The 23,383-nt window shown below is 52.6% G+C and carries 23 protein-coding genes; 8 read left to right on the forward strand and 15 right to left on the reverse strand.

Annotation, left to right across the window (positions count from 1 at the left end; translation table 11 throughout):
• Window positions 1-65: 65 nt before the first annotated feature.
• The 6 genes from GALF_RS11280 to GALF_RS11305 are packed head-to-tail and all read right to left on the reverse strand — an operon-like array spanning window position 66 to window position 5,953.
• Window positions 66-1,379 (reverse strand): leucine-rich repeat-containing protein kinase family protein, encoded by a 1,314-nt coding sequence (locus tag GALF_RS11280; protein WP_013294193.1) that lies wholly within the window; start codon window positions 1,377-1,379, stop codon window positions 66-68.
• A 12-nt stretch (window positions 1,380-1,391) separates the two neighbouring features.
• On the reverse strand, window positions 1,392-2,093 hold the full coding sequence (locus GALF_RS11285; protein ID WP_013294194.1) for a type 1 glutamine amidotransferase: 702 nt from the start codon (window positions 2,091-2,093) through the stop codon (window positions 1,392-1,394).
• A gap of 42 nt (window positions 2,094-2,135) precedes the next feature.
• Entirely contained in the window at window positions 2,136-2,933 is a 798-nt protein-coding gene (folE2, locus tag GALF_RS11290) for a GTP cyclohydrolase FolE2 (protein ID WP_013294195.1), read from the reverse strand.
• Window positions 2,934-2,988: 55 nt separating this feature from the next.
• The gene (gene dxs / locus GALF_RS11295; RefSeq protein ID WP_013294196.1) at window positions 2,989-4,830 is read right to left on the reverse strand and encodes a 1-deoxy-D-xylulose-5-phosphate synthase; all 1,842 of its coding nucleotides are present in this window, start codon (window positions 4,828-4,830) and stop codon (window positions 2,989-2,991) included.
• Complete coding sequence (locus GALF_RS11300; protein WP_041938480.1) at window positions 4,830-5,720, reverse strand: polyprenyl synthetase family protein; 891 nt, start codon at window positions 5,718-5,720, stop codon at window positions 4,830-4,832. Before GALF_RS11300 ends, dxs begins: the two co-directional genes overlap by 1 nt.
• A 2-nt stretch (window positions 5,721-5,722) precedes the next feature.
• A complete protein-coding gene (locus tag GALF_RS11305; protein WP_041938481.1) occupies window positions 5,723-5,953 on the reverse strand; it encodes an exodeoxyribonuclease VII small subunit in 231 nt (76 codons plus the stop codon).
• A gap of 139 nt (window positions 5,954-6,092) precedes the next feature.
• On the opposite strand from GALF_RS11305, the gene GALF_RS11310 reads away from it, so the two are divergent.
• The 3 genes from GALF_RS11310 to GALF_RS11320 are packed head-to-tail and all read left to right on the forward strand — an operon-like array spanning window position 6,093 to window position 8,416.
• The gene (locus GALF_RS11310; protein WP_013294199.1) at window positions 6,093-7,184 is read left to right on the forward strand and encodes an aromatic ring-hydroxylating oxygenase subunit alpha; all 1,092 of its coding nucleotides are present in this window, start codon (window positions 6,093-6,095) and stop codon (window positions 7,182-7,184) included.
• Between the two features lie 20 nt (window positions 7,185-7,204).
• Window positions 7,205-8,053 carry a DMT family transporter gene (locus GALF_RS11315; RefSeq protein ID WP_013294200.1) on the forward strand — a complete coding sequence of 283 codons (849 nt, stop codon included), beginning with the start codon at window positions 7,205-7,207 and terminating at the stop codon, window positions 8,051-8,053.
• A gap of 15 nt (window positions 8,054-8,068) precedes the next feature.
• Complete coding sequence (locus GALF_RS11320; protein WP_013294201.1) at window positions 8,069-8,416, forward strand: SpoIIAA family protein; 348 nt, start codon at window positions 8,069-8,071, stop codon at window positions 8,414-8,416.
• Window positions 8,417-8,482: 66 nt separating this feature from the next.
• Here GALF_RS11320 and GALF_RS11325 read toward each other — a convergent pair whose 3' ends face one another.
• The 4 genes from GALF_RS11325 to rpmB all read right to left on the reverse strand — a co-directional run bounded on the left by GALF_RS11325 (window position 8,483) and on the right by rpmB (window position 9,839).
• A complete protein-coding gene (locus tag GALF_RS11325; protein ID WP_013294202.1) occupies window positions 8,483-8,761 on the reverse strand; it encodes a CcdB family protein in 279 nt (92 codons plus the stop codon).
• Between the two features lie 247 nt (window positions 8,762-9,008).
• The gene (locus tag GALF_RS11330; protein WP_013294203.1) at window positions 9,009-9,293 is read right to left on the reverse strand and encodes a hypothetical protein; all 285 of its coding nucleotides are present in this window, start codon (window positions 9,291-9,293) and stop codon (window positions 9,009-9,011) included.
• Between the two features lie 141 nt (window positions 9,294-9,434).
• Window positions 9,435-9,590 carry a 50S ribosomal protein L33 gene (gene rpmG / locus GALF_RS11335; protein ID WP_013294204.1) on the reverse strand — a complete coding sequence of 52 codons (156 nt, stop codon included), beginning with the start codon at window positions 9,588-9,590 and terminating at the stop codon, window positions 9,435-9,437.
• A gap of 12 nt (window positions 9,591-9,602) precedes the next feature.
• Entirely contained in the window at window positions 9,603-9,839 is a 237-nt protein-coding gene (rpmB, locus tag GALF_RS11340) for a 50S ribosomal protein L28 (protein ID WP_013294205.1), read from the reverse strand.
• A 194-nt stretch (window positions 9,840-10,033) separates the two neighbouring features.
• Here rpmB and GALF_RS11345 point away from each other — a divergent pair, with 194 nt between their 5' ends.
• The 5 genes from GALF_RS11345 to pstB all read left to right on the forward strand — a co-directional run bounded on the left by GALF_RS11345 (window position 10,034) and on the right by pstB (window position 15,220).
• A complete protein-coding gene (locus GALF_RS11345) occupies window positions 10,034-11,353 on the forward strand; it encodes a CorA family divalent cation transporter (RefSeq protein WP_013294206.1) in 1,320 nt (439 codons plus the stop codon).
• 126 nt (window positions 11,354-11,479) lie between these two features.
• Complete coding sequence (gene pstS, locus GALF_RS11350) at window positions 11,480-12,523, forward strand: phosphate ABC transporter substrate-binding protein PstS (RefSeq protein ID WP_013294207.1); 1,044 nt, start codon at window positions 11,480-11,482, stop codon at window positions 12,521-12,523.
• 96 nt (window positions 12,524-12,619) lie between these two features.
• Entirely contained in the window at window positions 12,620-13,582 is a 963-nt protein-coding gene (gene pstC / locus GALF_RS11355) for a phosphate ABC transporter permease subunit PstC (protein ID WP_013294208.1), read from the forward strand.
• Between the two features lie 5 nt (window positions 13,583-13,587).
• A complete protein-coding gene (gene pstA, locus GALF_RS11360) occupies window positions 13,588-14,433 on the forward strand; it encodes a phosphate ABC transporter permease PstA (RefSeq protein WP_317623720.1) in 846 nt (281 codons plus the stop codon).
• A gap of 13 nt (window positions 14,434-14,446) precedes the next feature.
• A complete protein-coding gene (gene pstB / locus GALF_RS11365; protein WP_013294210.1) occupies window positions 14,447-15,220 on the forward strand; it encodes a phosphate ABC transporter ATP-binding protein PstB in 774 nt (257 codons plus the stop codon).
• Window positions 15,221-15,437: 217 nt separating this feature from the next.
• Here pstB and GALF_RS11370 read toward each other — a convergent pair whose 3' ends face one another.
• The 5 genes from GALF_RS11370 to GALF_RS11390 form a co-directional block, all read right to left on the reverse strand.
• Window positions 15,438-15,989 carry a glycine zipper 2TM domain-containing protein gene (locus GALF_RS11370; protein ID WP_013294211.1) on the reverse strand — a complete coding sequence of 184 codons (552 nt, stop codon included), beginning with the start codon at window positions 15,987-15,989 and terminating at the stop codon, window positions 15,438-15,440.
• A gap of 84 nt (window positions 15,990-16,073) precedes the next feature.
• On the reverse strand, window positions 16,074-19,613 hold the full coding sequence (locus GALF_RS15100; protein WP_013294212.1) for a response regulator: 3,540 nt from the start codon (window positions 19,611-19,613) through the stop codon (window positions 16,074-16,076).
• Window positions 19,610-20,659, reverse strand: a complete 1,050-nt coding sequence (locus GALF_RS11380) for a cytochrome-c peroxidase (protein WP_223293697.1) — start codon at window positions 20,657-20,659, stop codon at window positions 19,610-19,612. The genes GALF_RS15100 and GALF_RS11380 overlap by 4 nt, the downstream gene beginning before the upstream one ends.
• A gap of 69 nt (window positions 20,660-20,728) precedes the next feature.
• Window positions 20,729-21,820: an HD domain-containing phosphohydrolase gene (locus GALF_RS11385; protein ID WP_013294214.1), complete on the reverse strand. Its 1,092-nt coding sequence runs from the start codon at window positions 21,818-21,820 to the stop codon at window positions 20,729-20,731.
• A gap of 92 nt (window positions 21,821-21,912) precedes the next feature.
• On the reverse strand, window positions 21,913-23,322 hold the full coding sequence (locus GALF_RS11390) for a putative bifunctional diguanylate cyclase/phosphodiesterase (RefSeq protein WP_013294215.1): 1,410 nt from the start codon (window positions 23,320-23,322) through the stop codon (window positions 21,913-21,915).
• Between the last annotated feature and the right edge of the window lie 61 nt (window positions 23,323-23,383).

A 23,383-nucleotide genomic window follows, 5' to 3' on the forward strand; every position in this document is an offset into this window, starting at 1 on the left:
ATATTACTGAACCCGCGCACATCCTCTCACTCGCAGATTCGTGATGAAAATTTGCAATAGGTTCGTTAGACAGCGTGATTTTCGGCATGCAAGCTTGCCAAAGCCTGCGCAACATCGTCAAAGAGCGGCCGGTCTTGCACCCGTTCCTGCGCACAACGCCCTTGCAACGCGCGGAGCGCATCGAGTAGCGAATGCGGCGCGCAGCGTGCGAGCAACTCCGCCAGATAACAGGAAAACGCACGCACTTCGATGCGTTGCAGCGCGCAGCGCGCCTCCCCCGACGGCATAAAAGACGCGGCACCAAAATCCCCCAGCAAACACGTCCCGCGCCCGTTCCACAACATATTGTGCGCATACAAATCGCCGTGCAGGATACCCCTTGCATGCAAGTGTGCTGCCGCATCCGCAATACCCCGCGCCATCGAGAGCACCTCATCCAGTGAAAAATGCGTATCGTCAGGATAAATATCGCGTGTACAGGACTCGAGACTGGGGGGACCGGCCAGATTCTTGAAGCTCGCATCAATCAAGGGCATCACTAAGCCTTTCGTGCCTTCAGGATGTCCGCTGACCTTGCCCAGCACCGAAATGAGATTGGCGTGATCGCCTGCCGCGATACAGGCGGCCTTTTCGCTGCGAGGCAAACCATCGCTCGTGACTGCGCCTTTAAAAAGTTTCACAGCCACAGCACTTACCGGCGCCTTGTGCCAGTTTGCCTGATGAATCACGCCGGATGCCCCTTCCCCTAATTTTTGCAGGACCTCAAGGTCGTGCCAGAAAATCGGCTGCTTCGTCTGTTCCATCGCAGACTCAACTCCATCCGAAAATGGGTTGCCGGCAAAAGCAAGCCAAGCCAGACGCGGCAAGGACAGCAGCCACGCGGGCAAAGATTCAAAACCGTTAGCCGAAATGCGCAGCAATTCGAGCTGCCGGCAGGCGGCCATCGTCTCAGGCAGACTTTGCAAACGGTTTCCTGCCAGCATCAGTTTTTGCAAGCGCGAGCAGCGCCCCAACTCCGCAGGCAATTCGCTCAACCGGTTATCAGTCAGAATAAGCCAGCGCAGCGCAGGGGGGAGCGATGCAGCAGACAGACGGCTTATTTGATTGGCCTTGAAACCCACCATCTCCAAACCGGGACAGCGGCCCAGTACCTCAGGCACTTCGGTAAACTGGTTATCGGAACAAAAGATCACCCGGAGTTTTTTAAGTCGCATCAGATCATCCGGCAACGACGACAAGGCATTACCGGACAGATTTAGAATTTCCAGCGTCTCGGCCAGTTCAAAAATCTCAGGCGGAAACTCACTCAGCCCACACGATAAATCCAGCCGTGTAATGCCTGCCAGTTTGCCGCTGCGCAGCATCGAGAGTGTATTCATGTCGGGTAGGTTTCAGCCAGCCAGCGCGCTGATCCATTGCGTATAGAGCCGCTCAGCTACCGCGTGCAATTGCGGCAAATTCGCCCGTTGCTGCATGAGTTCTGACGATTGCACGGCGGGACTGCCGAGATTAGCCTTGATTTCTGCTGCGCCCGCCTCGCACCAGCTGGCAATCAATGCAGATGTCATTTCAATATGACACTGCAAGGCAAGATGCGGACCCAGGGTATAGCCCTGATTGGCGCAATAGGCGCCGCTCAATAAGCGGGTGGCGCCAGCCGGCAGACTAAACGTTTCACCATGCCAGTGAAACGCATCAAAAACGCGTAACTCGCCCAGCCAGCATCGCGCAGATTCCGTATCGGCTACTGCAACGGGGCCCCAGCCGATTTCCACAACCGGATTTTTCGATACAACGCCGCCCAGCGCCTTAGAGATCAGCTGCCCGCCCAGACAATGGCCCAGCACGGGAATATTGCCCGCCACCGCATCAAGTATCAGATCGAGTTCCTGTGCAATCCACGGCAGATCATCGTTGACACTCATCGGCCCGCCCATGAAAACCAGTCCGGAATAATCCGCGGATGCCTTAGGCACAGCCTCACCTTCGTCAATGGCGATCAACTGCCACGGGATATTTCTGGCATCCAGAAACTCAGCCAGAAAACCCGGCCCCTCGAAGGCGACATGACGAAAGATGGCGATGGGCTTCATTACTCAATGGATAATTGACGATTGATAACTGTCGATTGTCCATTACCCATTGGTCTTGTCCCGCTCGATCAATGCATAGGCCGAATGGTTATGAATAGACTCAAAATTTTCAGACTCGACGACATAGGCATCGATGCGCGCGTCGGCATTGAGCACGGCGGCCACGTCACGCACCATGTCTTCGACAAACTTTGGATTGTCGTAGGCACGTTCGGTGACATATTTTTCATCAGGGCGTTTGAGCAGCCCATACAGCTCGCAAGAGGCCTGCTCTTCTGCGATGCGCACCACGTCTTCAATCCAGACAAAACTGTTGGTGCGCAGCGTGATGGTCACATGCGAGCGCTGATTGTGCGCACCGCGATCGGAAATCTTCTTCGAACACGGACACAGACTGGTCACCGGCACCAGGACTTTCATGGTCACGCTGGCTTTTCCGTCTTTCATTTCACCGATCAAGGTCACATCGTAATCGAGCAGACTTTGCACGCCGGAAACCGGTGCGGTCTTATTGACGAAATACGGGAAACTCATCTCGATGTAGCCGGATTCCGCCTCGAGCAACACCACCATTTCGCGCAGGATACTCTCGTATGACTCGACGGAAATCTCCCGCTCATGCCGGTTGAGAATCTCGACAAAGCGCGACATATGCGTGCCCTTGAAATTGTGCGGCAGGTGCACGTACATGTTAAAGGTGGCGATGGTGTGCTGCACCCCGACGCTCTTGTCCTGCACCTTGACCGGATGACGGATACCTTTGATGCCCACACGGTTGATCGCGATATGGCGCAAATCAGCTGAACTTTGCACGTCAGGAATAGGGGCCGTGTTATTCATAATAATTTTCTTTCCAGTGACTGAATAGTCAGGATTATAACCAATCCCGACAAGATTACTTGGTCAATTTATTGATTGCAACAATGATACCCGCGCTGTCCAAGCCGCAATCGGCCAGCATTTTGACAGGATCACCCTGATCGATAAAGCGATCCGGCAAACCCAGATGCAGCAAGTTCACTGCGATACCCGCCTCGGCCAGGCACTCAGCAACTGCGCTGCCCGCACCGCCCTGCACCGTGTTTTCTTCCACCGTGACCACCAATTCATGCGCACTGGCCATACGATGCAGCAATTCGGCATCCAGCGGCTTAACGAAGCGCATATTGACAACTGTCGCGTCCAGTTGCTCGCCCGCAATCAAGGCCGGCGCCAGCATCGAACCGAAAGCCAGTATCGCAACGCGCACCCCTTCACGGCGCACTTCGGCTTTGCCTACCGGCAACGCCTGCATCTCGTTGCATACCGCGACGCCCGGCCCTACACCGCGCGGATAACGCACCGCAGTTGGCGTATCGAGTGTCATGGCGGTATAGAGCATCTGACGACACTCGTTCTCATCAGAGGGCGCCATGACTGTCATGTTCGGAATACAGCGCAGAAATGACAGATCGAAACTGCCGGCGTGGGTCGCACCATCCGCCCCCACCAGTCCGCCGCGATCGATCGCCAGTATAACGGGCAATTTCTGGATCGCGATATCGTGTATCAGTTGATCATAAGCGCGTTGTAAAAAGGTCGAATAAATCGCCACCACCGGCTTGTAACCATCGCAGGCTAAGCCAGCCGCAAAGGTTAACGCATGCTGCTCGGCGATCCCCACATCGAAATAACGCTGAGGATATTTTTCAGCGAATTCCCCCATACCGGAGCCTTCGCACATCGCAGGCGTAATGCCGACGACCCGCGCGTCCTCGGCCGCGATATCGCACAGCCATTGACCGAACACTTGAGTGTAGGAAGGATTGCCTGACGGTTTAGGTACGATCCCGTTGGTGCGATCGAATTTACTCACGCCGTGATACAGCAGGCAATCCTCTTCGGCCAGCGTATAACCTTTGCCTTTTTGCGTGACGACATGCAAAAACTGCGGGCCTTCCAGCTGGCGGATATTGCTCAAGGTATCGATCAGCGCATTCAGATCGTGTCCATCGATAGGGCCGATATAGTTAAAACCGAACTCCTCGAACATCGTGCCGGGAATCACCATCCCTTTGACGTGCTCTTCGGCGCGCTTGGCAAATTCCAGCACAGGCGGCATGCCTTTCAACACTTTCTCGCTGCCGCGCCGCATTGCCGCGTAAAAACGCCCCGACATCAACTTGGCCAGATAATTATTCAGTGCGCCAACCGGGCGCGAAATGGACATATCGTTGTCGTTCAGGATCACCAGCAGGTTGGCGTTCATCGCCCCCGCATTGTTGAGCGCCTCAAACGCCATCCCGCCCGTCATCGCACCATCGCCGATGATCGCAACCGAACGTCTGGCTGAACCTGACAATTGCGCGGCCACCGCCATGCCTAAGGCTGCGGAAATCGAGGTGCTCGAATGCCCGGTGCCGAAGGTGTCGTAGGGGCTTTCCTCACGCTTGGGGAAACCTGCGATCCCGCCTTCCATGCGCAGGCCGCTCATCGCAGCGCGCCGTCCGGTCAAAATTTTATGCACATAGGTCTGATGACCAACATCCCACACCAGACGGTCTTCAGGGGTATTGAACACCGTATGCAACGCGATGGTCAGTTCGACCGTACCGAGGTTGGAAGACAAATGGCCGCCGGTCTTGCTGACCGATTCGACCAGAAATTCGCGTAATTCTCGCGCCAGTTGCGGTAGTTGCTCGCGGCTCAGGGCGCGCAAGGCCTCGGGGGTATCGATGGTATCGAGCAGTGAATACATCAGAACTTACGCAACACAATAAAATCGGCCAATTCACGCAGACGTTGGGCTGCATCCCCGAACTCCGCCAGACTCTCGAGCGCCTCGCGGTGCAGATTATTCGCCATCTCGCGAGCGGCCGTCACACCCAGCAGGGTCACATAGGTCGGCTTGTCGTTATCGGCGTCCTTGCCTGCGGTCTTGCCCAAGGTCGCCGTATCGGCTTCCGCATCGAGCACATCGTCGACAACCTGAAACGCGAGCCCTACGCATTTGGCGTAATGGTCAAGGCAGGCGAGTTGCACGGGGGACACGGCTCCACACTGTGCGCCCAGCAAAACGGCTGCGCGTATCAACGCACCGGTTTTATGGATATGCATATTTTCCAGTTCAGGCAGCGTCAACGACTTGCCGACACTATCCAGATCAATCGCTTGGCCGCCTGCCATGCCGCGTGAACCGGATGCACTGGCCAGCAGACGGATCATGGCCATCTGCTGCTGCGGCCCGTCACTCAAACGATGCTCAGTGAGCAACTGAAAAGCCAGCGTTTGCAGACTGTCGCCGACCAGCAATGCGGTCGCCTCGTCATATTGCACATGACAAGTAGGCTTGCCACGGCGTAGCACATCGTCATCCATGCACGGCATATCATCGTGCACCAGTGAATAGGCATGGATCAGCTCCACCGACGCCGCAACGATGTCCACACGCGCAATATCCGCACCTGTCAGCTCGCCGGCCGCGAAAGCCAGCAAAGGACGCACGCGCTTGCCTCCTTCGAGAACGGCGTAGCGCATCGCCTGATGCAGACGTTGCGGCGACACCTCAGGTTGCGGCAACACACGGCGCAACACCTCTTCGAACGCGGCTTGCCGCTCTGCGGCCCAAGCTGAAAAATCAGCTGTCATCATTACGCTTCTCCTGCTGGTAATTCTTTCAAAATTCCCTCTTCGAGAACGCGCACCTGCTGCTGCGCATCTTCCAAGCGAGCGCGACAAAATGTCAGCAACTCCGCCCCCCGCTTATAAGCCGTCAATGAGTCTTCCAGCGATAGCTTCCCCGCCTCCATGTCCGCGACAATTTCTTCGAGCTCAGCCATGGCTGATTCGTAACCCTGAGCCTTGTGAGTTTTTCCGGTCATTTCAGTGTTCTGCAAAGGAAAGTGCGCCATTTTACCCAACGCACCCGCTCTGAGCCAATTTTTGTTGCCCTCACCCCTGATTTGAGAGAAAATTGCACCTGAGTCTCAACCATTCACCCTTTGCAAGGATAGCGCAGGTTTGTCCAATATCGTCACTCAACTTAGTCCATCCCAGGTTCAACCGCCGCTCGGCTGGTACTTCGATCCAAAGATTCTGGAGCTAGAACAACGCGTGCTGTTTGAGCACGGACCCAAGTATGTTGGCCACGAATTGATGGTACCGAACCTCGGCGACTATCAGGTATTGCGCAACGAAGCGCAAATGCTGGTTCGCAACCCGAATGGCGTGGAGTTACTGTCTAACATCTGCCGCCACCGTCAGGCGACCATGCTCTCGGGTCGCGGCAATGCACAACACATCGTCTGCCCGCTGCATCGCTGGACCTATAAGACCGATGGCGAATTGCTGGGCGCACCGCATTTCCCTGAAAATCCCTGCTTGCACCTGAACAAATCGCCGCTGCAAAACTGGAACGGCATGCTGTTTTCAGGCGAACGCGACATCGCACGCGACTTGGCCCGTGTCGGCGTGATGGAGGATCTGGATTTTTCAGGTTATATGCTCGATCGCGTGCAAGTGGACGAATATGCTTTCAACTGGAAAACCTTCATCGAAGTGTATCTGGAAGACTACCATGTGGTTCCGTTTCACCCGGGACTGGGCAATTTCGTCGATTGCGATGATCTAAAATGGGAGTTTGGTGAACAGTACAGCGTACAAACCGTCGGCATCAAAAATGCGTTAAAGAAGGTCGGCAGCGCCGCCTATGGCGACTGGCAAGAACAAGTACTCCGCTACCACGGCGGGAAGCTGCCCAAATACGGCGCAATCTGGCTGACTTATTACCCGAACATCATGGTCGAGTGGTATCCGGGCACGTTAGTCATCAGCACGCTGGTACCGCGCGGCGCGGAAGCGTGCACCAACATCGTCGAATTCTATTATCTGGAAGACATCGTTTTATTCGAGCGCGACTATGTCGAAGCCGAGCAGCGCGCCTACAACGAAACAGCCATCGAAGATGACATCATCTGCCTGCGCATGAATCAGGGACGCCGCTCGCTGTATCAGCGCGGCATCGAAGAACACGGCCCGTATCAGTCCCCGACTGAAGATGGCATGTTGCACTTTCACGAGTACCTGCGCCGCAACCTGGCGCAGCACCTCTAACAGCCGCGCGCCCCGCCGGCATGGGCGCTTTGTGGATGCTGGTCGCAGGATTGCTGTTCGCGTGCATGGGCGTCTTCGTCAAGCTTGGCGCCGCCTATTTCTCACACATCGAACTGGTCTTCTACCGCTCGGCCTTAGGGTTACTGATTGTGTACCTGATCATGCGGTCGCAACACACAGGCTTGAACACACGACACTGGCGCAACCACTTGTGGCGCGGACTATCGGGCACGGCCGCCATGCTGCTGTTCTTCTATTGCATCACTGTGCTGCCACTGGCCACCGCCATCACACTCAATTACACCGCACCGGTATTTTTAACTTTGCTCACCATGCTGGTTTTCAAAGACAAGTTCCATCTGCCGCTGACAACGAGTATCACGTTAGGATTCGCCGGCGTGGTCTTGCTGCTACACCCGACACTGCAGCAAAATCAGCTACTAACCGGACTCATGGGGCTGATTTCCGGATTTCTGGCCGCGGTCGCCTTCCTCAATGTTAAGCAACTCGGCCTGTTTGGCGAACCCGATACGCGCACCGTGTTTTATTTCAGCCTGATCGCAACACTGGGCAGCGCTGCTGCCATGCTGCTCGATACGGTTCATTCCATCACGCTGCACAGCTTCGGTATCCTGTTAGGATTGGCCTTAACCGCGACACTGGCGCAAATTGCCATGACCCGCGCCTACCGTGTCGGCCGCACCCTGGTGGTTGGCAGCATGGCGTACAGCACCATTGTTTTTGCAAGTTTGTTCGGCATACTACTGTGGGATGAATCGCTACCCGCGACAAGTTGGCTCGGGATGACGCTCATCATCGCCAGCGGTGTGCTAAGCTTGAGGCTGTCTCCCAAACACTCGCTGACCTAATAAAAAGGAATTATTGTGATTACCATCGAACAAACCGACAACCTCGTCAACGCTGCCGTACTGGGCGAGTTCACCCTTGCCGATTTTAAAGTGTTTGAAGAACAATCCCTTTATAAATTGCAATCACCCGGCGCACTCAATTTGCTATTCGATTTGCGCGGCATGCTGGACTACAGCGTCGATGTCGCATGGGAAGAGATCAAATTTTTCAGCCGCCAGCACAACCATGATTTCTCCAAAATCGCTGTCATCACCGACGACCAATGGTTAACCTGGAACGCCTGGCTCAGCCGTCTGTTCGTCGATGCCGACATCCGCGTCTTCACCAATTATGAAGAGGCCATCGCGTGGGTTCATGGTTGAGAAAAGCTACCCCAGATAGCCCGCTGACCGCCTCAGCCGCCTGCGCTCGTTCGAGGATCGCTGTCATTAAATCCCGGCAAACAGCAAATCCAGCACGGCAATAATTTCGTCGCGCTGTACTGTTAGCAAGATGACTTTATCGCCAAGAGCGCGAAAAGAGACACCGGCCAGTTCGGCGGTAGACATCACGACGGCACTGTCATTGATGTTAAACGTCGGATTGAGCCTTCTTGCTGCCAACCCCATAGCTTCCGCCCGTACGAGCGGCACGACAACGCGGGTTGCCAACGTATCGAGCAGATAAGAAATGGTTAGCACGGTCGCGCGATTGGGATTGATACACATCAAACTGCGCCATCCGAATCTTTGCAACCCGTCACTGAATATCCCGTTTGATTCTAACCGGCGATTGTAGCTTCCAGTGCAGTCCGCTTTTCTGCCAGCCACTGGTTTTGCTTCGCCTCGCAAGTGAGATCAACGGCAACTCCAGAATTTGTAAGGGATTGAGCTGTTTGGCTTGCGGCTACAAATCAGCGTTAATACTGAGATTAGCCATCGCATGGATAGACTCAACAACAAACTCGCGCGCCTGCTAGATCGTGCCGGATACGATCAACGAGCCGACCCCGCTGGTTAACGTTAAAACCAAAAGAACAACAGTCAGCGCAACAAAGCCGATAAAGCGTGTTTTTTGATCGAAGTCGTGTTGTCTGGTCAGACGCTCATTCTCCTGCTGCGCCAGATCATGCTGACGCAACTGACGCGCGTCTTCAATATATCTTTCCATCTGTTGATTTTTAACGTACTGACCGTAGGCGCTACCGAGCATTTCGCTTTTTTGCGCTTCGGTGAAAAAATGATCGGTAAAAAATCTCATGCGATCCTCCTGTCAAGTTGATAAATCCGCTAATTCCATGCCAGAGTAAAGAACATGTATGACAAACAGATTTCAGTGCAGATGACAGGCAATAAAAAACCCGCCGTAGCGGGTTTTTTTGCACCTTGAAGCCACTCTGAATTACTTCAGTTTGGTTTCCTTGTACATGACATGCTTGCGTACCACTGGATCGTATTTCTTCATCTCGATCTTGCCCGGTGTGGTGCGTTTGTTCTTGTCTGTAGTGTAAAAATGGCCGGTGCCAGCACTAGACTCAAGTTTGATTTTTTCGCGCATTTTCTATACTCCTTAGATTTTTTCGCCGCGTGCGCGCATATCTGCCAACACAGATTCGATACCATTCTTGTCGATGGTACGCAAACCAGCATTGGTCAAGCGCAAGCTGACCCAGCGATTTTCTGCTTCAACCCAAAAACGGCGACGTTGCAGATTAGGCAAGAAGCGACGCTTGGTTCTGTTGTTCGCATGGGAAACGTTATTCCCGCTCATCGGGCCCTTGCCCGTCACTTGACATACTCGTGCCATGGTTCTACTCCAACCGATTTTCAAAAGAGCGCGGATTCTACAGGCGGAATCAAAAACATTCAACCTTAATTTTATTTACCCGCTCAACTTTAAGGACCGATCAACGTGCAATATAGATTTGCACGAAAATTCTGCGCAAAATTTAAAACGAAATTAAGCTAGAATCGCGTTCAAATTGATGAACGGGCACAATCATGCAGGAAATCGACAAAGCGAACGACCCTGGCGCCACACAAAAAAACCTGTGGCAGGTGAACCGCCTGCTCCACAAACACAAGCTGATTGAAACACTGGCCCACAAACAAAACCTAGCTGAACTGCGCACCCGTCTTGAGCAGCATGATGCCGAAGCCGTTGCACAAATTCTCGAAGCCGTTCCTCATGCTGATCGCGAGATCATCTGGCAACTGATCACGGAAGAACGCAAAGAGGAAATATTGCTGGTCATCTCAGATGACGTGCGCTCGGAACTGGTCGACGAAGCAAAACCTCAAGATCGCAGCACCACCATACGCGTATTCGACTTACATGAAGGCCGCTTGCGTCAAATCCCAATCGCGAGCCGCGCAGATTTGGCCCGCGCCAATCCAATCTGGATTGATCTGGTCGCACCCGACGATGAACAGATTGCCTGGGCGCGCGAACTGTTCGAAGTCGACCTGCCGAACCCTAAAGATTTAACGGATCTGGAAACCAGCGCACGCTTCTATATCGAAGAAGGCGACGAAGTGCATCTGCACTCGGACTTCCTGCTCGACCGTGAAGACGAATCTCGCAACGTTGCAGTGGCGTTCATCCTGCACAAAGGCACGCTATTTTCGGTGCGCAGCGAAGAGCTCCCCGTTTTCCGCCTGCAGCGCTTACGAGCACGCGCACAATCAGGCTACGTATCAGAAGCCAAAGATGTGCTGCTCGATCTTTATGCAGCAGACGTCGAATACTCGGCCAATGCCCTCGAAGACGTGTATGCCGATCTTGGCGTTGTCGGCAAACAAGTACTAAGATCACACATCACCGATGATGAGGCCGCCGTCATCCTCGCCTCCATCGCAGAAGAAGAAGATTTGAACGGGCGCATACGCCGCAACGTGCTGGACACCCGGCGCGCCCTGTCTTTTTTGATGCGCGCTAAATTTCTATCCGAAGCGCAACATGAAAACGTGCGCGAAATTTTGCGCGATATTGAATCACTCGACGGGCATACCGCCTTCCTGTTCAACAAGATCAACTTCCTGATGGATGCAACCGACAGCTCCATCAACATTAACCAGAACAAGGACATCAAACGCCTGACCATCATCAGCGTGGTATTTATGCCACTCAATGTACTGGCCGGCATCGGGGGCATGTCTGAGTATTCGATGATGACTCAGGGCATTCCCTGGCCCGTCTCTTATGCCGCATTTACCATCGGATTGATCATCGTCGGCTGGCTGACCTTCGTTGGCCTGCGCCATGCAGAACTGAAAAAATCCAGAGACAGCCTGTCGGGCAGCAGAAAATCCAACCATTAATCATCAGGCGATGTAATAATATTGTCATATTACTTTCATAGTATAGAGGACGGCACAAAGCATTAATGCCTAACAGACATTAACAGCCGCAACCGATACAACCGAATAATCCATCTGGAGAACCCTATGAAGTTCAAGCAACTTATTACCGCAGTAGCCGCAGCCACCACGCTTGCATACGCAAGCGTATCTTTTGCAACCGACATCACGGGTGCAGGCGCTACATTCCCGTATCCAGTTTATGGCAAATGGGCTGAAGCCTATAAAGCACAATCCGGCACCAACATGAACTACCAGTCCATCGGATCAGGTGGCGGCATCAAGCAAATCACAGCCAAGACCGTGGATTTCGGCGCATCTGACATGCCGCTCAAGCCTGAAGAGCTCAACAAGAACGACATGATGCAATTCCCAACCGTCATTGGCGGTGTCGTTCCTGTCATTAACGTGCTGGGCGTTGAAAACGGCAAGTTGAAACTGGATGGCAAAACGCTGGCTGAGATCTATCTGGGCAAGATCACCAAATGGAATGACCCTGCGATTGTGGCACTAAACAAAGACCTCAAGCTGCCAGATGACATCATCACCGTTGTGCACCGTTCAGATGGCTCCGGCACCAGCTTTATTTTCACCAACTACCTGTCCAAAGTCAGCGCTGACTGGAAGGCAACCGTAGGCGAAGGTACTGCGGTGTCCTGGAAAGCCGGTACGGGCGGCAAGGGTAACGAAGGCGTTGCATCCTACGTTCAGCGCATCAAAGGCTCTATCGGTTATGTTGAGTATGCTTATGCATTGCAAAACAAGATGGCTGCAGTACAGATGAAGAACCGCGCTGGTAACTACGTTGCAGCAGATGAAGCCAGCTTCAAAGCGGCCGCTGCGGGCGCTGACTGGAAAAAAGCACCAGGATTTTACGAAATTCTGACTGATGAACCAGGCAAGGCAACATGGCCTATCAGCGGCGCGACTTTCATCCTGATGCATAAGCTGCAGGACAAGCCTGAATCCGCACTGGCTGCATTGAAGTTCTTTGACTGGGCTTACGCAAAGGGCGACAAACTGGCTGCTGATCTGGACTATGTGACACTGCCTGAAGAAGTCAAAAATATGATTCGCGGTGCATGGAAAGCACAGATCAAGGACGCACAAGGCAAGGCCATCTGGAAGTAAGCAAATGGAACGTGGCTGACACGATCACGAGGAGCAGTCGCTCCTCGTGTTTTAACTTTATAAGCAGTCCGTTTTTTTAATCTAAAGCTCATTACTATGCCGATGTTATTACACGAAGCACGCCTCAAACGGCAATCCATTTACGATATGCTGTTTCGCAACCTGACTCGTCTGGCCGCCTTTTGCGTGCTGGCCTTGCTCGCAGCGATACTCGCCTCACTGGTGATCGGCAGCATGCCCGCCATTCACGCTTTCGGTTTCGGTTTTTTGACCAGCCCAGACTGGGATCCAGTCAACGATAAATTTGGTGCGCTGATTCCTATTGTCGGCACACTCATCACCTCTATCATCGCACTCATCATCGCCATCCCGGTGAGTTTTGGTATCGCCCTGTTTCTGACAGAGCTCTCCCCGCGCGTGCTGCGCCGCCCGTTAGGAGTCGCGATTGAACTGCTGGCGGGTATTCCCAGCATCATCTACGGCATGTGGGGGCTATTCGTGTTCGCGCCGCTATTCGCCGACCACGTAGAACCCTGGCTCAATCAGCATGTCGGCACCCTGCCCTACATCGGCCCGTTTTTCTCAGGACCGCCTATGGGAATCGGCATTCTGACCGCCAGCATTATTCTGGCCATTATGGTGATCCCGTTCATCGCCTCCGTGATGCGCGATGTCTTCGATGTAGTCCCCACCATGCTCAAGGAATCCGCTTACGGCCTGGGCTCAACGACCTGGGAAGTCATGCTGAAGATTGTACTACCCTACACCAAGGTCGGCGTCGCCGGCGGTATCATGCTGGGACTGGGGCGCGCGCTGGGCGAAACCATGGCGGTCACTTTTGTCATCGGTAATGCACACGAACTGACCAAGTCGCTGCTCAATCCGGGCAACAGCATCTCATCGGCGCTGGCCAACGAGTTTACTGAAGCCTTCGGCGAACTCTATACCTCGGCGCTGATTGAGCTGGGATTGATTCTGTTCTTTATCACGTTCGTCGTATTATCACTTGCACGCTACATGCTCTACAAGCTGGGACAGCGCGAAGGAAAGGCTTCTTAATCATGATATTAGATCTCTACACTCGACGAAAAATCGTTAACTGGGCCGGGCTTACCGTATCGGTATTAGCCATGGGCTTTGGCCTGTTCTGGTTGTGCTGGATCCTGTGGACCCTGCTCGACCACGGCCTGCCCGCACTTACCTCGTCCGTATTTACCCAGATGACGCCCCCTCCGGGCAGCAATGGCGGCTTGTTCAACGCCATCTTCGGTTCATTGATGATGACGGTGATCGGCACGCTGATCGGCACACCGATCGGCATACTCGCAGGCACCTACCTGGCTGAATTCGGTCAGCGCGGCTGGCTGGCGCCCATTACGCGCTTCATTAACGACATTTTACTGTCAGCCCCCTCCATCGTGATCGGTCTGTTCGTCTACGAAGTCTATGTCGTACACATCAGACATTTCTCCGGCTGGGCGGGCACACTGGCACTGGCCATCATCGTGATCCCCATCGTCATCCGTACGACAGAGAACATGTTGCGTCTGGTGCCGTCCACTTTGCGGGAAGCGGCAGCAGCCTTAGGAGCACCGCAATGGAAGATCATCAATTTTGTGACGCTGCGTGCTGCCCGCGCCGGCATCATCACCGGCATCATGCTGGCAATTGCGCGCATCAGTGGCGAGACAGCGCCGCTGCTGTTCACCGCGCTTAACAATCAGTTCTGGAGCAACGACATGAATCAGCCTATGGCTAATTTACCTGTCGTGATCTTCCAGTTCGCCATGAGCCCCTACACAGACTGGCAGAATCTTGCCTGGGCAGGTGCCCTGCTGATTACCTTTAGTGTACTGACGCTTAATATTCTCGCGCGTGTACTGTTCCGTCAAAGTGCTTCCGCACATTAAAAAGGCCTAGCAAATGAACACTGAAACCAATGTAACTCCAAGAGTCGTCGTCAAAGATCTGAACTTCTTTTACGGCAAAGCGCGCGCGCTCAAAGACATCAACCTGACCATCGCTGACAAAAAAGTGACCGCCTTCATCGGCCCGTCCGGTTGCGGAAAATCCACGCTGCTGCGCACCTTCAACCGCATGTACCAGCTCTATCCTCATCAAACCGCGACCGGTTCTATCATGCTCGATGGATGCAACATTCTGGACAAGGGGCAAGACCTCAACAAATTGCGCGCCAAGGTCGGCATGGTGTTTCAAAAACCCACGCCGTTCCCGATGTCGATTTATGACAATATCGCCTTCGGCGTGAAACTCTACGAAAGCCTCTCCAACAATGAGATGGACGAGCGCGTAGAATGGGCGCTGAAGAAAGCCGCACTTTGGACTGAAGTCAAAGACAAGTTAAAACAAAGCGGCATGAGCCTGTCCGGTGGTCAGCAACAACGTCTGTGCATTGCGCGCGCAATTGCCGTCAAACCCGAAGTGCTGCTGCTCGATGAACCGACCTCGGCGCTGGATCCGATTTCAACCGCTCACATCGAAAAACTGATCGACGAATTGAAGGAAGACTTCACGATCGTCATCGTCACCCACAACATGCAACAAGCCGCACGCGTGTCAGATTACACGGCCTATATGTATCTGGGCGACCTGATTGAATTCGGAGACACCAGCACCGTATTCACCAACCCTAAACGCAAAGAAACAGAAGATTACATTACGGGTAGATTTGGTTAATTTACCCGTAATGTAACAGTGAAACAAAAGTCGGACATAAGCTGAAGTACTATATAACTGGCAGATTCGGTTAATCTGACAGTTATATAACAGTGAAACAAAAGTCTGAGATAAGCTGAAGTATTACATTACGGGTAGATTCGGTTAATTACCCGTTATATAGCAGATGTAAAAAAGCCCGGCATGCCGGGCTTTTTTACACGAAATCAAGGCAAGCTTAGTTGCGTTCACCCTGACGGTAATGCCTGTCATTGTATTGCCCGCCCTGATTGCGACCTGATCGAGTCTGATCCTCAATCACGCTAATACCCACTTTGATCGTACTCCCGGGCTGATAGGGTAGCGTCGTGGTAGCTTCCTGCCCGTTATAACGGTAAGTCACGGTATAACCCTTGATGACATCGCGATAATTGTCCACGTCACGACACCGCTGCCCCTGCTCGGTGCGCGCTGGCTGATCCGGATTGGCAATCCGGTCACCGACCACTGCACCCGCTATGGCACCCGCCGCCGTCGCGACGGTTTGGCCGTTGCCACCGCCCACCTGATTGCCCAGAATACCGCCGGCAATCCCGCCTAACACTGCACCGCCAATCGAACGCTCCTTAGGTGCGCTCTGCACATTTTCATTCCAGCATTCACGGCGCGGCTCATTGACCCGTTCATAAACCGGCGTGCTAGAGATCACTCTGGCCGTATCAACCAATTCGGAGGCATAAACAGAACCGCATAAAGACAAGAGACTCAACGCAAACAGACTTTTTTTCATTTTCATGGCTCCTAGAAATAATCATAACGGCAATATGACCCGACTTTTGCTTCGGCGTTCAATCCGTTACAAAAAATTACGTCATTATTTTTCCAGATAGGCGATCAGCGCAGACTTGAATAATTCCATCTCAACCTGAAGCTGCTCGAAATATCCGGATGCACTCAGCAAATCATCCGAATTGGCTAACTGTTCAATTTTAGCCGAGATTTCCTCAATTTTACGCGCATTAAAATTGCCAACCAGCCCGCGCAAAGTATGTGCGCCGCGCATCAGCAAGACCTTATCCCCTGACTTAATAGCGGAATCAATCGCAGCCATCTGAGGATCGCACTCATCCAGAAACGCCTGACCGATCGTTTCAACAACCCATGCATCTGCAGTGTTTAAAGCAGCCCTGTAGTCGTAAACCGTCACCTTCTCAGCGACGTCCGCACTCTCCATCCCATCCAGTAAGGCGCGCAATTTCTCAGTGTTGAGTGGCTTAGCAATATAGTCATCCATGCCTGCATCCAGACAGCGCTGCCTGTCCTCACTCATTGCATTTGCAGTCATCGCAACGATGCGACTGTGACGACCTCGCAACTGGTCCTGCTCACGAATCAGCCGGGTCGCTTCCATTCCGCTCATTTCAGGCATCTGCAAATCCATCAAAATCACATCGAAATCAACGCGCCCCGCGTGTTCGACCGCCTCGATACCATTGTTGGCCAGCACGACGCGATGCCCCCATTTTCCCAGCAGTGTAATCGCCAGTTTTTGATTGACCCGGTTATCTTCGGCCAACAAAATATTCAGGCTATGCGCTGACGCAAGCGGCGCCGTTTGAACGAAAACATCATCAACCTGTAATCCGAGCGCAGCCTTGATTGTCTTTATCAATTCCCAACGATCTATTGGCTTGCTCAAATAGTTACTAATCCCGGCCTGACGGCACCTTTCTGCATCTGCACGTAAACTGGCAGAGGAAAGCATCATCACCAGCGCACGCGGTTTTTGAGGCATTGATTGCAGCTGAGCTGCAAAATCGAACCCGTCCGCATCGGACAGGACGGCATCGAGCAACAGCAAGTCAAACGGTGCTTGTTCCTGTTGTGCCTCACGCAGCATCGCCATACCTTCACTCGCACTGCCTGCCACTGTAGGACGCATACCCCATTTTTTAATCTGTTGAGACAGCAGCTTGCAGTTCGTCGCATTGTCATCGACGATCAACGCCGATAAATTCACCAACGACTCGCAGCTTATCTCCGATGGCTGATTTAATGCAACAGGCAGGGTGGTCGTAAATCCGAACACGCTACCTATACCGACCTGACTCTCCACGCTTAAATCGCCACCCATCGCAGCAACCAGTTTACTGGAAATGGCCAGCCCCAAACCGGTGCCACCATATTTGCGTGTCGTAGAAGTATCGGCTTGTGTAAACGCCTCAAAAATATGCGCAAGTTTGTCGACGGGAATGCCGATCCCCTGATCAGCCACCTCGATACGGACGCACAACCCGTCTGATGTCTGCATCAGCAACTTCATGCGCAACGTAATCGCACCGTGTTCGCTAAACTTAATGGCATTACCCAGCAAGTTGGTCAACACCTGACGCAAGCGTCCCGGATCACCGACAAGCAGATCAGGAATCGCGCCATCGACGTCATAAACCAGCTCAAGTCCTTTCTGTGCCGCGCGGATGGCCAGTGTCTTCTCTGCGCTGGCAAACAAATTGCGCACATCAAATTCGACCGATTCCAGCTCCATTTTCCCGGATTCGATCTTGGAAAAATCCAGAATATCGTTGATGATGGTAAGCAATGCATCGGCAGAGGACTTCACCATATTCAAATACTCACGCTGCTCTGCGCTCATCTCAGTATCGAGGGCAAGCTCAGTCATACCGATGATGCCATTCATCGGCGTACGAATCTCGTGACTCATCGTCGCCAGAAAATCTCCTTTGGCACGACTGGCGGCCTCCGCCGACTCCTTAGCACGCAGCAATTCCCGCTCGGTAAATTTTCGTTCGGAAATATCCTGAAAAGCGGCAACCGAGCCTGTAATAAGATCTCCATCGATCATGGGGGACGCCACAATCGCAATCGGAAACAGCGTACCGTTCTTATGTTGAAAATATTCCGCTTCAGAGTGATACACTTTTTTGTTCATCGTACTTTGCCGGATCGGGCACTCATCCGCAGTCACCCGTGTGCCATCGGGCCGGTGCACATGAAGAAGATCATGCAGATTGCGCCCCACCACCTCCTCGATGGTCCAGCCGACAATATCCTCCGCCTCCGTGTTCATATAAGTGCAGTTACCGTCCTGATCCAGCATGTACACGCCTTCGCCAAGGGTATCCATGACGCTTTTAAGCAGACGGCGCTCGCTCTGAACCTGCAATTCCATCGCCTTTTGCGCGGTAATATCGGTGCGCATGGAAACATACTGATAGGGTTTGCCGTCCTGATCCATGAAGGGTACTACGGTCGCCTCCACCCAATAGCAACTGCCATTTTTGGCGCGATTTTTGACCTGGCCGTGCCAGACGCGCCCATTCGCAACTGTCTGCCATAACTCACGGAAAAATTCCTGATCGTGTTGACCCGAGTTAACCATACGATGATTTTTACCGATTAACTCATCGGCCGAATAACCGCTGATTTCAATAAACTTGTCGTTAACATAAGTGATATCGCCTTTAACATCGGTGATACTGACAATGGCGTGTTCGTTCAAGGCATGCTGCTGATTAGAAACCTCGGCTAACGCGCGCTCAAGTTGTTGCCCCTTAACCTTCAAACGAAAGTAAACGAAGATCGAATAGGCCAGCATCAGCAATGCTGCAAACAGCAGGAATAGCCGGTAAATATTTGCCGTGCGCTGCTGCTGTTCATAGTGCACCTGATACAATCTATCCAGGCCGGCCGCCAGATGTTCCCCTTTATAGGCGCTCAAATCGGCTAGCAATCCCGGCATGATCCGAGCTACGCTCAACAAGGTTTGGGCGTGACGTACCACATAGACAGCGACGCCCTGTGCCTTGGCCGGCAGACCGGGAATAGCCTGCTCGGCACGATTGATATCTACAGCCAGCTGCGCAATCGAAGCTTCATCCCCCTTGACGCTGACCAGCAAGGCATCCCGCAACAGAAATTCGAATTTCTCCAGCGTCACCTCGGTCTCATACGGCAACAAAGCCAAAACCTTGCCAACCATACTTGGCAAATAGATCAGCGAATTTTTCATCACCGCATTGTTAGATTTAAACTCGTCGAGCTGATTGCTGCGCTGTTCAATTTGCACCCGCAACCCGGCCAGTTCGCGTCTCGCTTCTGGACTATCCGGCAGCCAACCGTTGTTCTGATGCGCCTCGAGTCTGTTTGCCAGCACATCCGCTCTCTGCATCAACGCGGTGACTGCATCATAGTTATTCGCAAGCCGGTAATGCAATTGCAATACAGCTTCACCCAGCTCCGTATCACGTTTTTGCAACTCCGCGATATCACTTACGACCTGATTATGTATATCAGGATCGACTGCCTGCGCCTTGACAAACAACAACAGCAATCCGGCAATAGCCGCAAAAGCGATGAATACCTGCCAAGCGTTTTGTTTGATTGAGCGCTTCATTTTTCATGCCCAGTCGGTTCAGCCTGAGACAACGAGCGCCCCTCATATTCACCCGTCAGCGTATTTAAAAACTTGACGATACGGTGAATTTCATCCGGCTTTAGATCTACACCCAACTGGAATTTCCCCATGATGGCGACCGCCTGTTTCAGATCGACTGCCGATGCGTCATGAAAATACGGTGCGGTCAGCGCGACATTGCGCAACGACGGCACACGAAACTCGTAACGATGTTCTTCATCCTTGGTGATATTGAAACGGCCAAAATCCACCTGTTCTATGTTGCCGCGCTGCTCAAAATAATTCTCCACCAAACCAATTTTTTCATACATGTTACCGCCCACATTAACACCCTGATGACATGCAACACATCCTACTTCCTTGAACAATTGATAGCCGGCGATCTCTTCACCATCAAGGGAGTTTTTTTCCCCGCGCAAATACCGATCAAATTTAGAATTGGGTGTATAGAGGGATCGTTCGAACATCGCGATCGCATCCTTAACCGTCTCAGGTGTAATTCCTGACCGATAAATTACTTTAAAATCAGACCGATATGAGGAATCATCACTCAATACCGCGACAACCTGAGACCAGCTAGATCCCATTTCCTTGGGATGCTGAACCGGCCCGTCGATCTGATCTTCCAAAGAGGCGGCGCGCCCGTCCCAAAACTGACGGAAGTTAAAACCACTGTTAAACACGGTCGGCACGTTGATAGCCCCCATTGCACCGCCAATGCCAAATGCGCGCGGACGTCCGTCTACGCCTCCGTGCGCCAGATCATGACAACTTGCGCATGAAATCGTGTTGTTGGCCGACAATCGCGTGTCATTGAACAGTCGTTTGCCCAACGCAACTTTATTTGGATCAAGATTGAGTGTGAGCGGCAGCGGCGTGATCGGTTCATCCACCTCACTGCTCGCAACCGGCATACGCCAGCTATCCTGAACAGGCACATGAGTTGCCGGTGAAAAGTACCAGTATGCGAAACCGACCGTCAGTATGATCGGCAGAAGATAAAAAAAACGCGGATTAAAGCGCATAAGATACACCGTTATTTAGCCGTGACATTCATGAGGAGCGGCCAGCCGCATTACAATCAAGCCCACGGATCAATACTCACCCAGATGATGTGATTCCTGTTCGGATTTGTCATCCTGAAAACGCTTGCGGATCGTCATCACGCCGTCCCAGTCAGACAAGAAGGCCTCCACACACGCCGGATCAAAATGACTGCCCATACCCTCACGCAGTAGCGCAATCGCGCGTTCATCGTCCCAAGCTTTTTTATAGGGGCGCTCGGATGTCAGCGCATCAAAGACATCACCGACAGCACAAATACGTGCGAATAACGGGATCGCCTCACCGATCAGTCCGCGCGGATAACCACTCCCGTCAAATTTCTCATGATGGCTTAGTGCAATTTGCGCAGCCGCCTGCAACATCTCAGACTGACTACCATTGAGAATGTCATAACCCAGGATTGAATGCCGTTTCATGATTTCAAATTCAGCGACATCCAAACGACCAGGCTTGAGCAAAATATTGTCAGGAATGCCTACTTTGCCAATATCGTGCATAGGCGCGGCCTCTAATATCATCTCCTGTTCGGCTTCAGACAAACCCAACTGCTTTGCAATCAGTTTTGAAAAATGCGACATACGCAAAATATGCGCGCCCGTCTCAGGATCGCGCGAGTCTGCGGCCTTAGACAAGCGGATGACGGTTTCACGTTCACGAGCCAGAATGAGCGCGGTCGCTTTTTTAACCTCTTCATCCAGCCAAGCGGCACGATCTTCCAGCTTACGCTGGCTGCGGCGCAAAGACAGCATGTTGCGCGTACGCGCCATGAACTCTGCCTTATCGATAGGTTTGGTCAGAAAATCGTTGGCGCCGGCCTCTAGTGCTTGGTGGCGAACCGCAATCTGATCGTTCGCCGTCACCATCAATACAGGAATATCCGCACGCCCTTCACCTGCCCTGAATTGGCGGACAAACTCGATCCCGTCCAGTTCCGGCATCATGTAGTCGACGATCACAAGATCGGGAACATTTTCAAGGCACCAGGCCAATCCTTCCTGCGGAATCGTAAAACCTTTGGCCACACAATCCTCAAGACGCCCGATCAAGTGCGATATCAGTGTGACATTGATAGGCGTGTCATCGACAATAATTACATTCAATTGCATTTGCTTGCCTTTCATGCACGCGAGTCCTGCCCTGACATTCAAAAATACAGATAATACGCTTACGCATTATACGAAAAAACATATCTGAATGTGTTACACTGGGCGAATTAAACACATTTCAAAATCTCTGCGATTGCGTCAGGGAGTATTGGCGGCCCGACAAAATCTCCCTGAGCCTCATGACATCCTGCATCACGCAGCCAAGCTAATTGAGCCGCTACCTCTACGCCCGTACCCACCACTTTCAAGCCCAATCCCTGACCCAGCGTGACAATGGCCTTTATAATGGCAGCATCCTCCCGCGAATGGGGTAAATTCCGGATAAAGACAGGATCGATTTTCAGTGTATCTACGGATAGATATTTCAAATAGTTCAAACAGGAATGTCCGGTGCCAAAATCTACAATGCCTATCTGAACGCCCATTTCTTTCAGTGCTTGGAGTACCCCAGCCGTCGTATCAAGGTCTTGCATCAGCAAACTTTCACTGACATGCAATTCCAGCACAGCGGCATTACGTGCCAGACCATACCTTTGCAGAACAGTCTGAAACAGGCTGGCAAAATCGCTCTGCCGAATTTGCAATGCAGACAGATGAATCGAAACTGTCAATGAATCGAGTCCATTATTCTGCCACAGCGCAATCTGCCGGCAGACTGTATCGAGCAGCCACGCGCCGACAGGCACAATCAGTCCCAGCTTTTCTAGCTGCGGCATGAATTGACTTGGCGACAGCATGCCTTGTTCGGGACTCTGCCAGTAAATCAACGCCTCCACTGCGCAAATACGTCCGTCGGCCAGATCACGCACAGGTGCGTAATGCACGACAAATTCACCACATTCAAGTGCGCGCTGCATCACATCTTCAAACGTCAAACCGGCGGCATCGCTCATACGGACAGAGTAATATTGCATGCTGCAAAGCCCCTCTTCTTTGGCATGGCATAACGCAATCTCAGCATGCTGCAACAAAATATCAGCATTCACACCGTCGAGCGGATAGAGCGCAATGCCGATATAGGCCTGCACGAAAACTTCTCGATCGCCAAATTTTAACGGTGTATGAGCAAACGAGTCCGTCATGCGTGCCGAAAAATCAGCAGCGGCCTGTGCATTATCAAGATCAGGCATGATAAGCCTAAGCTCATTCTCGCCCAGATGACCAACGGTATCGCCCGCCCTTGCCTGCAGCTTTAATCGCTCAGCGACCGTGCGCAGCAGCAAAGCTGCCATGGAGTGGCCGTATTCGTCCTGAATCTGACGATAAGGCTCAAGACTGAACCTCAAAACGGCCACCATCCGCTTGTCGCGCTGCGCACGCGACATATCCTGAATGAGTCGTTCGACAAACAATGAACGGTCAAAAATAGGGAGATGAGATAGGTGTCGGATATTTTTTTGCAGGTCACGCTGCGTCGATGCAACGCACAATTCCTGACGCAGTTCTGACAACTGACGCTTTGCCGCCAGGATTTCGCCCTGCAACTGCTGCTTTTCCTGCAGCATCCGGTCTCCCATCACACCCTCCTAAAATTGAAACAGGCGCTAGTCAGCCGGTTGCACTCAGACAGCGCATCTG

The sequence above is a fragment of the Gallionella capsiferriformans ES-2 genome (assembly GCF_000145255.1).
Taxonomy (GTDB): domain Bacteria; phylum Pseudomonadota; class Gammaproteobacteria; order Burkholderiales; family Gallionellaceae; genus Gallionella; species Gallionella capsiferriformans.

Excerpts from the sequence above, each read along its gene's own strand:
- pstS (WP_013294207.1), top strand. The coding sequence starts at position 11,480 with ATGAAGTTCAAGCAACTTATTACCGCAGTAGCCGCAGCCACCACGCTT.
- GALF_RS11385 (WP_013294214.1), bottom strand. The coding sequence starts at position 21,820 with ATGAAAGGCAAGCAAATGCAATTGAATGTAATTATTGTCGATGACACG.
- GALF_RS11330 (WP_013294203.1), bottom strand. The coding sequence starts at position 9,293 with ATGAGATTTTTTACCGATCATTTTTTCACCGAAGCGCAAAAAAGCGAA.
- GALF_RS11345 (WP_013294206.1), top strand. The coding sequence starts at position 10,034 with ATGCAGGAAATCGACAAAGCGAACGACCCTGGCGCCACACAAAAAAAC.
- GALF_RS15100 (WP_013294212.1), bottom strand. The coding sequence starts at position 19,613 with ATGAAGCGCTCAATCAAACAAAACGCTTGGCAGGTATTCATCGCTTTT.
- GALF_RS11380 (WP_223293697.1), bottom strand. The coding sequence starts at position 20,659 with ATGCGCTTTAATCCGCGTTTTTTTTATCTTCTGCCGATCATACTGACG.
- GALF_RS11280 (WP_013294193.1), bottom strand. The coding sequence starts at position 1,379 with ATGAATACACTCTCGATGCTGCGCAGCGGCAAACTGGCAGGCATTACA.
- folE2 (WP_013294195.1), bottom strand. The coding sequence starts at position 2,933 with ATGAATAACACGGCCCCTATTCCTGACGTGCAAAGTTCAGCTGATTTG.
- GALF_RS11325 (WP_013294202.1), bottom strand. The coding sequence starts at position 8,761 with ATGTGTATCAATCCCAATCGCGCGACCGTGCTAACCATTTCTTATCTG.
- GALF_RS11305 (WP_041938481.1), bottom strand. The coding sequence starts at position 5,953 with ATGACCGGAAAAACTCACAAGGCTCAGGGTTACGAATCAGCCATGGCT.
- GALF_RS11300 (WP_041938480.1), bottom strand. The coding sequence starts at position 5,720 with ATGACAGCTGATTTTTCAGCTTGGGCCGCAGAGCGGCAAGCCGCGTTC.
- rpmB (WP_013294205.1), bottom strand. The coding sequence starts at position 9,839 with ATGGCACGAGTATGTCAAGTGACGGGCAAGGGCCCGATGAGCGGGAAT.
- pstB (WP_013294210.1), top strand. The coding sequence starts at position 14,447 with ATGAACACTGAAACCAATGTAACTCCAAGAGTCGTCGTCAAAGATCTG.
- GALF_RS11315 (WP_013294200.1), top strand. The coding sequence starts at position 7,205 with ATGGGCGCTTTGTGGATGCTGGTCGCAGGATTGCTGTTCGCGTGCATG.
- dxs (WP_013294196.1), bottom strand. The coding sequence starts at position 4,830 with ATGTATTCACTGCTCGATACCATCGATACCCCCGAGGCCTTGCGCGCC.
- GALF_RS11390 (WP_013294215.1), bottom strand. The coding sequence starts at position 23,322 with ATGGGAGACCGGATGCTGCAGGAAAAGCAGCAGTTGCAGGGCGAAATC.
- pstC (WP_013294208.1), top strand. The coding sequence starts at position 12,620 with ATGCCGATGTTATTACACGAAGCACGCCTCAAACGGCAATCCATTTAC.
- GALF_RS11285 (WP_013294194.1), bottom strand. The coding sequence starts at position 2,093 with ATGAAGCCCATCGCCATCTTTCGTCATGTCGCCTTCGAGGGGCCGGGT.
- GALF_RS11370 (WP_013294211.1), bottom strand. The coding sequence starts at position 15,989 with ATGAAAAAAAGTCTGTTTGCGTTGAGTCTCTTGTCTTTATGCGGTTCT.
- rpmG (WP_013294204.1), bottom strand. The coding sequence starts at position 9,590 with ATGCGCGAAAAAATCAAACTTGAGTCTAGTGCTGGCACCGGCCATTTT.